Origin of the sequence: Methylobacterium sp. J-072, assembly GCF_022829425.1 — a bacterium.
In the GTDB taxonomy this organism is placed as follows: Bacteria; Pseudomonadota; Alphaproteobacteria; order Rhizobiales; family Beijerinckiaceae; genus Methylobacterium.
Map to the genome: position 1 here is coordinate 45,110 of NZ_JAKSYK010000165.1, position 12,613 is coordinate 57,722.

Annotated in this window: 10 protein-coding genes and 1 pseudogene; 4 read left to right on the forward strand and 7 right to left on the reverse strand. The window is 65.8% G+C overall.

The genetic code is table 11. The annotated features are described in order from the left end of the window. Positions 1–3: 3 nt before the first annotated feature. Both MKK67_RS18835 and paoA read right to left on the reverse strand, forming a co-directional pair. Positions 4–954, reverse strand: coding sequence for an FAD binding domain-containing protein (locus tag MKK67_RS18835; protein ID WP_243967879.1), 951 nt, complete (start codon positions 952–954; stop codon positions 4–6). Continuing rightward, the gene (gene paoA / locus MKK67_RS18840) at positions 951–1,586 is read right to left on the reverse strand and encodes an aldehyde dehydrogenase iron-sulfur subunit PaoA (RefSeq protein ID WP_243968022.1); all 636 of its coding nucleotides are present in this window, start codon (positions 1,584–1,586) and stop codon (positions 951–953) included. The genes MKK67_RS18835 and paoA overlap by 4 nt, the downstream gene beginning before the upstream one ends. Positions 1,587–1,931: 345 nt before the next feature. On the opposite strand from paoA, the pseudogene MKK67_RS18845 reads away from it, so the two are divergent. The 4 genes and pseudogenes from MKK67_RS18845 to MKK67_RS18860 form a co-directional block, all read left to right on the forward strand. After that, positions 1,932–2,309, forward strand: a pseudogene (locus MKK67_RS18845) (enolase C-terminal domain-like protein); the annotation flags it as partial. 936 nt (positions 2,310–3,245) lie between these two features. After that, positions 3,246–5,552, forward strand: coding sequence for a TonB-dependent receptor (locus MKK67_RS18850; RefSeq protein WP_243967895.1), 2,307 nt, complete (start codon positions 3,246–3,248; stop codon positions 5,550–5,552). A 2-nt stretch (positions 5,553–5,554) separates the two neighbouring features. Continuing rightward, on the forward strand, positions 5,555–6,388 hold the full coding sequence (locus MKK67_RS18855; protein WP_243967904.1) for a DUF1868 domain-containing protein: 834 nt from the start codon (positions 5,555–5,557) through the stop codon (positions 6,386–6,388). 113 nt (positions 6,389–6,501) lie between these two features. Next, positions 6,502–7,563, forward strand: a complete 1,062-nt coding sequence (locus tag MKK67_RS18860; protein ID WP_243967906.1) for a LacI family DNA-binding transcriptional regulator — start codon at positions 6,502–6,504, stop codon at positions 7,561–7,563. A gap of 319 nt (positions 7,564–7,882) precedes the next feature. Here the strand turns inward: MKK67_RS18860 and MKK67_RS18865 are convergent, their stop codons facing one another. From MKK67_RS18865 to MKK67_RS18885, 5 genes are all read right to left on the reverse strand, one after another. Then, complete coding sequence (locus MKK67_RS18865; protein ID WP_243967913.1) at positions 7,883–8,710, reverse strand: energy transducer TonB; 828 nt, start codon at positions 8,708–8,710, stop codon at positions 7,883–7,885. Further along, complete coding sequence (locus tag MKK67_RS18870) at positions 8,707–9,183, reverse strand: ExbD/TolR family protein (protein ID WP_243967922.1); 477 nt, start codon at positions 9,181–9,183, stop codon at positions 8,707–8,709. The genes MKK67_RS18865 and MKK67_RS18870 overlap by 4 nt, the downstream gene beginning before the upstream one ends. Positions 9,184–9,185: 2 nt before the next feature. Further along, on the reverse strand, positions 9,186–9,818 hold the full coding sequence (locus tag MKK67_RS18875) for a MotA/TolQ/ExbB proton channel family protein (RefSeq protein WP_243967933.1): 633 nt from the start codon (positions 9,816–9,818) through the stop codon (positions 9,186–9,188). A 386-nt stretch (positions 9,819–10,204) separates the two neighbouring features. Then, positions 10,205–11,683: an alkaline phosphatase family protein gene (locus tag MKK67_RS18880; protein ID WP_243967941.1), complete on the reverse strand. Its 1,479-nt coding sequence runs from the start codon at positions 11,681–11,683 to the stop codon at positions 10,205–10,207. Next, positions 11,680–12,603 carry a sugar phosphate isomerase/epimerase family protein gene (locus MKK67_RS18885; protein ID WP_243967943.1) on the reverse strand — a complete coding sequence of 308 codons (924 nt, stop codon included), beginning with the start codon at positions 12,601–12,603 and terminating at the stop codon, positions 11,680–11,682. The genes MKK67_RS18880 and MKK67_RS18885 overlap by 4 nt, the downstream gene beginning before the upstream one ends. Positions 12,604–12,613: the final 10 nt, after the last annotated feature.

Genomic DNA, 12,613 nt, shown 5'->3' on the forward strand with positions numbered 1-12,613 from the left:
GGCTCAGGCCCTCGCTTGGTTGAGCGCCGCACCGAGGGTCCGCTCGGCGAGCTTCAGCTTGTAGGCATTCTCATGGGTGGGCTTGGCCCCGGCGAAGACCGTGTCGGTCACCGCCTTGGCGCCGCGCGGCAGATCGGCCTCCGCCGCTTCGACCCGCCAGGGTTTGTGCGCCACCCCGCCGAAGGCCACGTGCCCGGACCCGTCCTTGCCGAGGATCGCCGCCACCGAGACCAGGGCGTAGGCGTAGGAGGCCCGGTCCCGGACCTTGCGGTAGATATGCGTGCCGGCCACCGGCTTGGGCAGCGTCACCGCAGTGATGAGCTCGCCGGTCTTGAGCGTCGTGTCGATCTCGGGCTCGTCGCCCGGCAGGCGGTGGAACTCCGCGATCGGGATCTTGCGCTCGGTGCCCTGGGCGTCGACGGTCTCGACGGTGGCGTCGAGGACGCGCATCGCCACGGCCATGTCGCCCGGGTGCGTCGCGATGCAGGCGTCGCTGCCGCCGATGACCGCGAGTTGCCGGCTGACTCCGTCGAGGGCCGAGCAGCCGCTGCCGGGCTGGCGCTTATTGCAGGCCTGGGCGGTGTCGTAGAAGTACGGGCAGCGGGTCCGCTGAAGCAGGTTGCCGGCGGTCGTCGCCTTGTTGCGCAGCTGGCCCGAGGCGCCCGCGAGCAGGGCGCGCGACAACACCCCGTAATCCTTCCGCACCCGCGCGTCGGCGGCGAGGTCGGTGTTGCGCACCAGCGCACCGATGCGCAGGCCGCCCTCCGGGGTCGCCTCGATCCGGTCGAGACCGAGCCCGTTCACGTCGACGAGGTGGGCCGGGGTCTCGATCTGCAGCTTCATCAGGTCGAGGAGGTTAGTCCCGCCGGCGATGAACTTGGCCTCCGGGGTGCGGGTGACCGCAGCAGCCGCCTCCGCGGGCGTGCTCGGACGCTCGTAGGTGAAGGACCTCATGCCTGCCTCCCGGCGACTTCGGTCATCGCCTCGACGATGTTGGAATAAGCCCCGCAGCGGCAGATGTTGCCGCTCATGCGCTCGCGGATCTCGGCCTCGCTCACCTCGGTCGGTGCATTGAGGTCGGCGGTGACGTGGCTCGGGATGCCGGCCTTGATCTCGGCCAGGACGGCGACGCCCGAGCAGATTTGGCCCGGCGTGCAGTAGCCGCACTGGTAGCCGTCATGCTTGATGAAGGCCGCCTGCATCGGATGCAGGTTGTCCGGCTGCCCGAGCCCCTCGATGGTGGTGATCTCGGACCCCTGATGCATCACGGCCAAGGTCAGGCAGGCGTTGATGCGCCGGCCGTCGACGATCATCGTGCAGGCACCGCATTGGCCGTGGTCGCAGCCCTTCTTCGAGCCGGTCAGGTGCAGATGCTCACGCGCGGCGTCGAGCAGGCTGGTGCGAATGTCGAGTTCGAGCTCGCGCCGCTGCCCGTTCACCGTCAGTCCGACCTTCGCCATCACCGGCTTGTCGGCGGCGGCGGATCCGGCACGGGCGCCGGACGGAAGCGTGGTCAGGGCTGCGGCGGCGGTCGCGCCGGCGACCATGTCACGTCGACTCATATCGAGGTCTCCAGGTCGTCCCATCATGGTCTCCGAGCCTGTTGCGGGAGATGGCGGGCCAGGGACCGTCCATCGATAGCGGAATGCCCGAGGCAACACGAGCACCTTGGATAGGATCCAAAGTACCGCGCGAGCGTCCGGAGATGAGTGGGTCAAATAGGCCTGGGGCTATGCGCGCCGCGCACGAACGCGGCGCGTTTGCCGGTCGCGGCCTCGGGCTTATCCAGCTCGACGCCGCCGAACAAAGCGAGCTGAAGGCGCTGATCGGCGATCGCCGCTGAGCTCCTCCACGTTTGCCAAGACCGGCGCTGCCGAACCAACGGCGGCCTGACCCGCCGCCCGGGCGCAATTCGGCGGCATCCATCCTCCGGCTCGGTCCGGGTGGCCCAGCTCTGCCGCGATCACGGCCTGACCTGGGGCTCGCACTCGAACAACCACTTCGACGTGTCGCTCGCCATGTTCACGCACGCGGCCGCGGCGGCCCCGGGCAAGGTCACAGCGATCGACACCCACTGGATCTGGCAGGACGGCGAAGCCCTGACCCGGGAGCCGCTGGCGATCCGCGGCGGCCTCGTGCAGGTGCCGGAGCGACCGGGACTCGGGATCGAGCTCGACTGGTCCGCCGTCGAGCGAGCGCACGCCCTCTACCGCGAACACGGCCTCGGTGCCCGCGACGACGCGGCGGCGATGCAGTTCCTGATCCCCGGCTGGACCTTCGATCCGAAGAGGCCCTGCCTCGTCCGCTGATCGCGCCCCCGATGCCGTCTCGCACGAGGCACCGACCGCCGTCGCGCCGAAAGACCTGCGGACGCCGTGCGCTTCCGCAATAGCCTCTGAGCATGCGGTAGAAGACCGGGATGGAGGTCAAATCCCTCGGTCTCGGCATCATGGGCGCACCGATGGCCCGGTGCCTGATCGCGGGCAAGCGTTGCCTGTACGTCAAGCCCCGTCGCGCCGTGCCGGAGCGCCCGCTGCATCGCCGACGCGAGCGTCAGAGAGATGGCGAAGCGCTCGGACGTGGTCGATCTGAGCCCGATTTCGCCGATCGCCACCCGCGACGACGTCCACCGCATCGAGGCGCTCGGCACGCTGGTCTCGGACGGCGTGGTCCTGCGAGACCGGCGTGTTCTTGATCCTGATCGGCAGCACGGACGACGCCTCGAACACCGGTCGTCAATCACAAAACTAAAACTTCGACGATGCTTGGTTCTGCTCAAATCCTCGCTTCACGCCGTCTTACATCAGATAGGCAGAAGGTATCGATGTCTATACGGATTGGATGACGATAGGCTCTAGTGAATCGTACTGCAGCCATCGTATGTAATGATATAAAAATCACATTACGACTCAAATACACTGGATTTTACGACAATTGTGTAAAATTCAAACTATATAAATCAGTAAAGATCTAAAAATTAAATTAATTTCGAGTGGTCCTATGCGACGCATATTGCGTCGCAAAACAGACATGCTTGACATGCTTAAATTGGAACGTTCTAATTGGCGTTGGGATACCATCACTGACTTGCCATGCTCGGACGCGATGGGCCGACGTTGGTTTCTTGAGCCTCAGAATTGACAAGCCATGGATCTCCAATGACAAAAATTAGAACGTTCCATATTCGCGTCCTATTGAGTAGTGTTGCTCTGGCGGCTCTCCAAACTCCAGCGCTCGCACAGCAGGTGAACGACCTCGGAACGGTTTCGGTGGAGGCGGCAGCGAATCAGGCCGGCGGAGCCGATCGCGGCACGCCGCTGCTGGCCGATCAGAATGGCACATCGGCAGCCACGACCCTGCGGCAGGAGGACATCGCCCGCCAACCGGGCACTCAGAACGTCGCGCAACAGATCGGCAAGGTCGTCGGCGTCAATTCCTACTCACGCGATGCCTCCGGCCTGTTCGGCGGCGGCTACTCGATTCGCGGCTTCGACAGCACGCAGATCGGCCTCTCGCTCAACGGCGTGCCGCTCAACGATCCCGGCACCTTCGCGGTCACGCCACAGGTCTACACGGATTCCGAGAACCTGTGCTCGATCGACGTCAATCAGGGGACCAGCGCTGGTGCCGTCGCGCAGCATGGCGCTGTCGGCGGTCAGGTCTCGATGTCGCAATGCGTCCCGACCGACACGCCGAAGACCACGGTCTCGCAGTCGTTCGGATCGTACAACAACTTCAAGAGCTTTATTCGCGCGAATACCGGCCTCATGTACGACGATGCGCTGAAAGGCTATGTCTCGTACTCGCACGCGCAATCCGACTATTTCGTCGGTCCTGGCGCTGCCGATCGGCACCATGTCGACGGACGGTTCGACCTGAAACTTGAAGGCGGGAGCAGCCTCACCGTCACATCTTTTTACAATCTTTCCGAGAACACTTATATCCGAAACATCACAAAATCGCAGTACGCCGCTTACGGCTACCGTAATGGCTGGCTGACGACACCACCGACGATCCTGAGCGGTTCGAAGGCCGCGTTCAGCGCGAACAACCCGGCGTTCCCCTACACGCCGGCCAATATCGGCTATGGCGACTATCAATGGGAGCCGAGCCGAGACGGCTTCGTGTCTATCGACGGCAAGTTCCCCCTGACCGATACGATCGATCTTCAAGTGACGCCCTATTTCCTCCACCACTTATCCGGCAGTTCGACCGAAGTCCTCCTCAAGGAGAACGGATACACCAACAAATTCCTTTCGAGCCCAGTCGGCGCGTTCACGGCCTACGGCACCGCCAACACCAACGCCCTGCTGGTTCAGATGAGCCAGAACGAATTCGACCGGGTCGGCAACACCGCGACCCTGACGGGGCGATTCGGCGAGCACACGATCAGCGGCGGCCTCTGGGCGGAATACACCCACCAGCATCAGTTGAATCCGTTCCAGCAGATTGATCCTCTGACCAACACGATCGCCGACATCTTTTTCCAGTCGCATCTGATCAGGGACAATAAGGGCCGCATCCTTACGAGTCGGGACTGGGTTACGGATTACTATAATACCACTCTCTCGTTGTCTGACAGCATCGCCCTGTTCGATGACAGGCTGCATATCGACCTGTCTGGCCGGGAGCGGATCTACGACCGGACGTTCCACAATCTACCGTCCGGGAACAGCAATTTGACGGATGCTTATCTAGACTACAAAGTAAAAAGAAACTATTCGTTCTTCCTTCCATCATTCGGCGTCCGCTACGATCTCGACGAGGAGAATCAGGTTTTCTTCAACGCGTCGATGAGTGCGCGCGTCCCGCCGAACTTCGCCGACGGCCGCCTCGTGGACAACACCAAGAATACGGTCTCCATACGCGACCTGAAAGCTGAAAACTCGCTCAGCTTCGACACCGGTTATCGCTACAAGGGCGACCTATTGAACGTCAACGCAACCGCGTTCCTGATCAAATACAGCGACCGGATCGCGGTGACGATCAAGAACGATGCGACGCTGAGCAGCAAGTACACGAATATCGGCAGTACCACGGCGGTCGGAGGCGAGATCGAGCTCGGCACCAAGCCCTACGAGGGCTGGAGCGTGCTGGTCTCGCAGGCGATCAACGACGACACGTTGGACAGCGATATCAAGGTCGAGGATGGCAGCAAGGCTCTCCCAACCAAGGGCAAACAGTACTTCAACGCGCCGAAATACATCACCAACGCGACCCTCATGTACGAAGACGGGCCGCTCTACGGGTTCGCCCGGGCGAAATGGACCAGCTCGGTCTTTGCCACGCTGACCAACGACATCCGCCTGCCGGGCTACACCACGGTCGATTTCGGCCTCGGCTACAAGCTCAAGGGCACGGCCTTCCTCGACGCGATCCCGGGGGCGCAGGATGGCGAGTTCAAGCTCAACCTGACCAATATTCTCAACAGTAAGTACCTGTACATCAACCCCGGCAACAGCACCGGCGTTCAGATCAGCTCGGCCGGGACTCCGTTTTTCTATCTCGGCGCGCCATTCTCGGTCGTCGCCAGCCTCAGCCTGGATTTCTAGCCATGAGCCAACGCGATCTCTCGCAAACCGGTCGGAGCCTGACCATGACGCGCCGGCATGTCCTTCACCTCTCGGGTGCGGCGGCGGTCGGCAGCTTTGCCGGGCTTCGAAGCCTGGCAGCGTCGGCCGCCGACGGGTCGAAGCCGTTCCCCTGGATCGGCACCAAGTTCACGCCCGACGGTCAGGTTCTGCGCTGCCCCGGCAACACCATCATCTGCCATATCGAGCCGTCGAACCCGGCGACCGCCCCCCTGGCGGCGTTCCGCGCCGCCCTGGAGGCGGAGCCCTACGCGCACAAGTTCACCTTCACGCCGCCGTCGAGCTACCACATGACGGTGTTCGAAGGCGTGATCGACTTCAACCGGAAGCCGAGTCTCTGGCCGGCCGATCTCCCCCTCGATGCGTCCGTGGAGGCGTGCAACCGGCTCTTCATCGAGAAACTCGAAGCCTTCGACCTCGGCTGCGAACCGCGATTCCGGATGAAGGTGCTGGAGGGCGATGGCAACGTCGACGTGCGTCCGGGGGCCGGAATCTACCTGGTGCCGGCCGACGAGGCCGAGGCCACGAAGCTTCGCGGCGTGCGGGATCGGCTGTCCGACCTGCTGAAGCTGCACCAGCCCGGACACGACACTTACAAGTTTCACACCACCCAGACTTATGCAATCAAACCGCTCAGCGAAATCGAGACGAGTCGCTATCGGGCCGTGCGCCGCGATTCGATCAATGCCCTTGCCGCGGCAATGCCTGTCCTCGAGCTTGGGGCACCGGAACTATGCCTATTCGATGATATGTTCGCCTTCAATCCGCGTCTTTATCTTCGTCCGCGCCAGCTTTAGACTGGTCCACCGACAAGGCGGCGTTTCGCGGCCTCGAACGCAGCACGGCCTGGGTCTTGCTGCGCGCGTACCGCCTTGCCGGATGGGCCGGGGCTGAGGTGATAATGGGTCAAATGACGATCAAGGACGTCGCGCGGCGTGCCGGCGTGAGCTTCCAGACGGTATCCCTGGTCCTGAACCATCCCGAGAAGGTTGCCCGGACGACGCGGGAGACCATCGAGGCCGCGATGCGGGAGCTGGACTTCGTCCCCAGCCTCGCGGCCCGCTCGCTCCGGAAGAAGCCGAGCCGCAGCATCGCCTGCGTGTTCTCCGTGGGCGCCCAGCCCTACGACGACCTTTCGGGGATGATGCAGGAGACCTATCAGGGCATCGTCCTGCAGACCTTCGCGCATGTGGCGGATCAGTTTGGATACACGCTGATCCACCGCCGCTGGCGCAGCGACGACCCGGAGGGCCTGGGCAAGATCAGCAGCCTGGTGAGCGAAGCCCGCGTCGATGGAATCGTCGTCTTCGCCGACCGCCGGGACGATCCGCTCATCGCGATGCTGCAGGCCAAGCGTTTCCCGTTCTTCGTGTTCGGCCTCGACGTCGCCGACACCCACTACGCGATGCGGGCCGAGCGCGACGCGATGTACGAGATGGTCCGCTACCTCGCGCAGAGCGGGAGCACGTCGATCTGCTTCTTCAAGGGTGAGCGCGACGGGAGGCGGCTGCGCGCCGTCACCGAGCGGCTCAGAGGCTACCAGGAAGCCCTCGCCGAGGCGGGGCTGCCGCTGCGCGACGACCTCGTGATCCCATGCGATTGGAATTCGGAGAGCGGACGCCGCGTGACGCTCGGCCTCCTGGAGCGCCAGTCCCAGCCGGACGCGATCGTGGCCGCCAACGACCGGGTGGCGTTCGGCGTCCTGAAGGCGCTGCACGATCACGGGGTCCGGGTGCCCGAGGACATCCGGGTCGTCGGCTTCGACAACTTCGTCCAGTGCGCCTACACGATCCCAAGCCTGACCTCGATCGAGGTTCCGACGCTGGAGATGGTCCGGTTCGCCTTCTCGACGCTGGTGGAGATCGTCGAGGGCACACGTCCCGCGGACGACCTGGCGCAGAAGCTGTTTCCCACGCGCCTGGTGTTCCGCGACTCCACGGGCCCGGCCCCGGAGATAGAGCCGCAAAGCTAACGCTGGCGAGCGCGCGCGAAGAAAACCCGACTCGCGAAGCAAACCCGTCGTCGGCTTTGCGTCCCGCCGGAGCATGGGGGCTGGACGCAACACCACAGAGCCTTTTCATGGCTTGCTTGGGTTTGAAGCCCGATCGGTGGCAGTTCTCAGAACCTGTTTGACCGGACTTTTCCCATTCTCGACCTTATCCTGAGGGAGAAATCAGGACCTCCGTCAGTCAGAACCGTCACGCGACCGCAATTACGCATTCAGACAGGCTCTGAAAAGATAGGGCGCCCCGCCGAATATTCAGCGGAGCGCCCTTCGAGGCCTGGGTTCGTCACCGTTTCAGCGAAAAATCGACCGCGATGCGTCCGCCGAAATGGCCGCCCGGGGGCGGTGGCAGGCTGGAGCCTCGCACGGCCTGCAGGGCCGCCTGATCCAACTCGGAATCCCCGGACGAGCGGGCGATCGACGCGGAAGCGACGTGTCCGGACGGACCCACCAGGAAGGTCACCAGGACGATTCCGGCAGCGTGCCGGTTGCGGGCGGCGGCCGGATAGGCTTTGTGCCGGTTGATCTCGGCTTTCAGCCGCGCCCCGTAATCGGCGAGCGCCTTGCTCGCATCGGCCTGCGCGCCGCGCTCGGCACCGGCATGGCCCCTGTGCTGCGCTGCGCTGGCGGCGCTCGGCGGCTCGGTCTTCGGGGGGGCCTTGGGCTGGGGCTTCGGCTTGGGCACCGGACGGGGCTCCGGCGGTTTGCGGGGCTCCGGCGGCTTCACCACCTTGGGCGGTTCCGGCTTGCTGACCGGGATCGCGATGGCCGTGGGATCCTCCTTGACCGGCGCCTCCTCGACCGCCGGAGGCGGCTCCGGCTCGGGCTGCTGCGGGACCGGTTCGGGCTCCGGTGGCGGCGCCATCTCGGCCGCGCTCTGCGTTTCCGAGGCGTTTTCGGTGGTCGCGTCGCCCTGGGCGACGACGCTGACCTCGAGCGTCTCGATTGCGGGCGGCGCGATGGGCTGCGGTTCGGGTCCCGAGGAGACGAACAGCAACGCGTGGACTCCGAGCGCCACGACAAGGGCTGTGCCGCGGACCAAGCCCTTGGCATTGTCCTGTCTGGGCAGAGACAGGACGAGCGGATCGGCTCCGGCCAGCGCCATCGTGTTCATGGTTCACCGCTCCCCGCCGCGGCGGACGCGGAGGCGCGGCCGGCATTGGCGCCGCCCTGGGCGCCATTCTTGCTGGTGATGATCGCGATGTGGGTCATGCCGTTCTTGGCCAGGAGGTCCATCACCTTGATCACGTCGCCGTAGGCGGCGTCCTTGTCGCCCCGAAGATGGATGACCCGGGTCAGGTCGTTCTCGATCGCGGCGACCACCGCCGGGACGAGGCGCTCCGCCTCGATCTCGTCCTTGCCGATGAACAGCTTGCCGTCCTTGGTGACGGCGACCACCGCCGGCTCCTTCGGGTCGACCGGCTTGGCGACCTGCGCCTGCGGCAGGTTCACCTTCATGCCCGTCGTGAGCAGCGGCGCCGTCACCATGAACACGATCAGCAGGACCAGCATCACGTCGATCAGCGGCGTGACGTTGATGTCGGCGGAAGGGCGGTAGGGGCCGCCGGAATTGGAAGCGAAGGCCATGGTCAGATCTCCTTGTGTGCGAGGCGGTTCTTGGCGATCAGGTCGACCGAGAGCGCCTCGACCAGATGGGCCAGGTTCTGGGACAGCTTGCCGAGGATGGAGCCGAGGCGGCTGTAGGCGATCGCGGCCGGGATCGCGGCGATCAGCCCGATCGCCGTGGTCGCCAGCGCCTCGGCGATGCCGGGCGCCACGACCGCGAGGCTGGTGTCGTTCGAGGCGGCGATGCTGATGAAGCTGGTCATGATGCCCCAGACCGTCCCGAGCAGGCCGACGAACGGCGAGACGGAGGCGATCACGGCGAGGTTCGAGTAACCGCCCTCCGTGGCGATCATCGTGTGCGTAGCGGCGCGGTTCATCGCCTCCACGGTGCGCTGGCGGGCCTCGCCGGCCCCTTCGTTGGGGAGGGAGACGGCGGCGGCCTGCGTTCCGGCGTCGATGACCGGCCGCAGGAACTTCGGAACACCCCCGCGCTCTAGCGCCTTGAGCGACCGCCCGAGTCGCATGGTCGTGTAGATGTCCTCGGCGATCAGGGCCCAACACCACACCGAGGCGATCGAGAGGGTGATGATCACCCCCTTACCGACCAGCCCGGCTTGAAAGAACATCGCCGACGGCGAGAGACTAGCTGGGTCCATCTTACAAACCCCGGTATGCAATTTCGAATGGCTTGGGTGATGCGATCTGCGTCGCTCAGCTGTTAGAACGTTCTATTAAGGCCGCCAAGTGTCGCGATGATGGCAAAAATGTGGCGTACCCGATTTGCTGCGGCGCGGCAGCACATTGCCGCCATGCGTCAGACGAGCCTTGCCCGAGCGGGTCGCAATCGATGTCGCAGGCGGTGCCGAATCGATGGCCGTACGGTGGATTTCTGACCCCGGCAGGGCCCGCGCTTCCACAGTGGAGAGGGACGGACGGCCGAGGACGTCGCCGCCCGCTTCGGTCCCAAGTGGGGTTCGGTGCCGCCCGGCCAGCCACCCGCGAGACCGCGCCGGGCACCCATTCCTGCGCCCTGGGAAGCTTCTCAGTCGACCCGACCGCCATGCAGCAGGATTCGCGAGCCGTTTCGCTCGGCACTGGCGAGGCGCTGGCGAAAGCAGCCGAGGCCGGTTTCGTAGATCCGGGGCGCCTCGCTCTCGGCCGCGGGATCGAGAAGCGAGCGGCCGGTCATGGTCGCCGCAGGGGGCAGGCCGAGTGTTGCCAGGACCGTCGGAGCGATATCGATGATGCCGCTCGGGCGGCGATCGATCACCCCGGCCGGGAGACCGGCTCCGCGCAGGATCAGGGTGGTGTTCAGCTCGTACCGGTTGAGGCCGCCATGCATGCCGCCGCCGACCGGCACGTCGCATTCGGTCATCAATCCGAGGCCTGGGTTGCCGAACGGATCGGGTCCGTCGTCGGAGCGCAGCACGAAGACGAGGTCCGGCGCCCGCGCGTGGTCGAGATCGACGAGCGACAGCGAGAACGTGCCGGGGACCTCGCCCGCGATGCCGTCGCCGCCGCGCGTGAACACCATGCCGGTGAAGCTCTGCGCCATCAGCCATCGCGCGATGGCGTCGCGCCGCGCCGCGCCGCCCTCCAGGATCCGGATCTCGCCCATATTGCCGCCGGTCATCACGAAGCGCGCCCCGTCGAGCGTCCGCTCGACGCCGCGTCGCCCGACATGTCCGGCGCCCCTCAGAAGGTCGCAGAGCGGCAGCGCGTCGCGCATGGTGATCTGGCCGTGATCGGAGGCGGCGATCACGGTGTAGCGGTCGGCATCCGGCTGGGCATCGACCCAGGTGACAATGCGGCCGAAGGCGTCGTCGACGGTGCGCAAGACCTCAAGCGTCTCAGGCGATCCGAGCGAGCGGTAATGGAAGGCGGTGTCCGGCTCGTTGAACCAGATCAGCGCGACATCGGGCTTCAGTGTTTCGAGCACGTGCTCGCGGAAGACGCGCTCGGCATAGTCGGTCTCCTCGAAGCGCGGCAGCCGGCGCGGCGGCAGCGGGCCGAAGCGGGCGATCATCGCGTCCACGGCCTCCGGCGTGCCGCCGTGCTCGCGGCCGAGGATCGACAGGGTCCAGTGGCCGTTGTCGCGCGCATGGGGGTTGATCAGATACGCGGCGCCGGCCGACCCGGTATGGACGACGGCCATGCGCCGGCTGGCCCGCGCCAGCACGTCGCCCATCGGTTCGGCGGTCACGAACCGGCCGCCGGTCGCCTGCACCGCGAGGGAGACGTCGTCCCATCGGCCGAGGTCGAGCACATGGCTGCGCGTCGCCTGCGGGAAGTAGAAGGCGTTGCCGACGATGCCGTGGACGCGCGGATGCGCACCGGTGGCCATGGCGGTGGTGGCGACCCGCGTCATCGACGGGAAGACGCTGCGCGCCTCCCGGAACCAAGTGCCCTGCCCGGCGAAGCGGGTGAGGTTCGGCATCCGCTCCGGCGTGACGAAATCCGGCCGCAGCCCGTCGAAGACGCAGAGGACGACGCGGTCGGCTGGGGGGCGCGGGCCGGTCATGCCGCGCTCGGGACCGCCTGCGTGCGAGCCCGGGCGGCGAGCGCCTTCGTGGCCGCGATGCACGCCTCGACCGCGTACCAGTAGCGCGGCCTGAGTTCGATGTTGAAGACGGCGCCTGTGGGGAAGGTGCAGGCGTCGATCAACGCGTCCCAGGGAATCGCGCCCCAGCCGACCGGGAGATGCAGGTCGCCGTGGCCGAAGGCGAGCCGTTCGCTCTCGTGGTACATCCAGATCGCGTCGGCGCGGCCGAAAGAATCGTGAACGTGGAGATGGTTCGCGAACGGGGCGAGCGCCGCGATGTCGGCGATGAAGTCGCCACCGTGGAAGCCGTTCCGCAGGAAGGAATGGCTGACGTCGAGGGTGGCGCGCACGTGTGGATGGTCGATGGCCGCCAGTTCCGCCGCCAGGCGGGCCGGTGACGCGCAATGGACCTTGCCTTCGTGGCCGCCGAACATCGTCTCGACGCAGATCAGCGGGCCGAGACCGCGGGCGACCTCGCCGGCACGCCCCAGCCACTCCCGCTGGCGAGCATAGGCGCTTTCGAGGATGGCAGCCTCCGCGACGGGCGCGAGACCGGAATGCAGGACGTAGTGGACCGCGCCGATCTCGGCCGCGATCTCGAGGGAGGCTTCCAGCACCTCGAAATGCCGCCCCAGCCGGGCGGGATCGTCGAAGAAGTTGATCGCGAGCGGGCCGTGCACCGTGAAGCGGACGCGGCGCCCGGCGCAGGCCTGCTTCAACCGCTCCAGATGCGGGCGGCGGATCCGGCCGCCGACCACCAGATCCATCGCGAAGGTCGGCAGTTCGATCGTCTCGACGCCCAGCGCCTCGACGCGGTCGAGGATGGCGGGCAGATCCGAGAGATCGCCCGCGGGATAGGGCGCGGAAATGCCGATGCCGAGGACGCCGTTGGGCAGCATGATGTCTCTC

Bases quoted from the DNA above. Each gene is read 5' to 3' on its own strand.
- MKK67_RS18835 (WP_243967879.1), bottom strand. From the start codon at position 954: ATGAGGTCCTTCACCTACGAGCGTCCGAGCACGCCCGCGGAGGCGGCT.
- paoA (WP_243968022.1), bottom strand. From the start codon at position 1,586: ATGGGACGACCTGGAGACCTCGATATGAGTCGACGTGACATGGTCGCC.
- MKK67_RS18855 (WP_243967904.1), top strand. From the start codon at position 5,555: ATGAGCCAACGCGATCTCTCGCAAACCGGTCGGAGCCTGACCATGACG.
- MKK67_RS18860 (WP_243967906.1), top strand. From the start codon at position 6,502: ATGACGATCAAGGACGTCGCGCGGCGTGCCGGCGTGAGCTTCCAGACG.
- MKK67_RS18865 (WP_243967913.1), bottom strand. From the start codon at position 8,710: ATGAACACGATGGCGCTGGCCGGAGCCGATCCGCTCGTCCTGTCTCTG.
- MKK67_RS18870 (WP_243967922.1), bottom strand. From the start codon at position 9,183: ATGGCCTTCGCTTCCAATTCCGGCGGCCCCTACCGCCCTTCCGCCGAC.
- MKK67_RS18875 (WP_243967933.1), bottom strand. From the start codon at position 9,818: ATGGACCCAGCTAGTCTCTCGCCGTCGGCGATGTTCTTTCAAGCCGGG.
- MKK67_RS18880 (WP_243967941.1), bottom strand. From the start codon at position 11,683: ATGACCGGCCCGCGCCCCCCAGCCGACCGCGTCGTCCTCTGCGTCTTC.
- MKK67_RS18885 (WP_243967943.1), bottom strand. From the start codon at position 12,603: ATGCTGCCCAACGGCGTCCTCGGCATCGGCATTTCCGCGCCCTATCCC.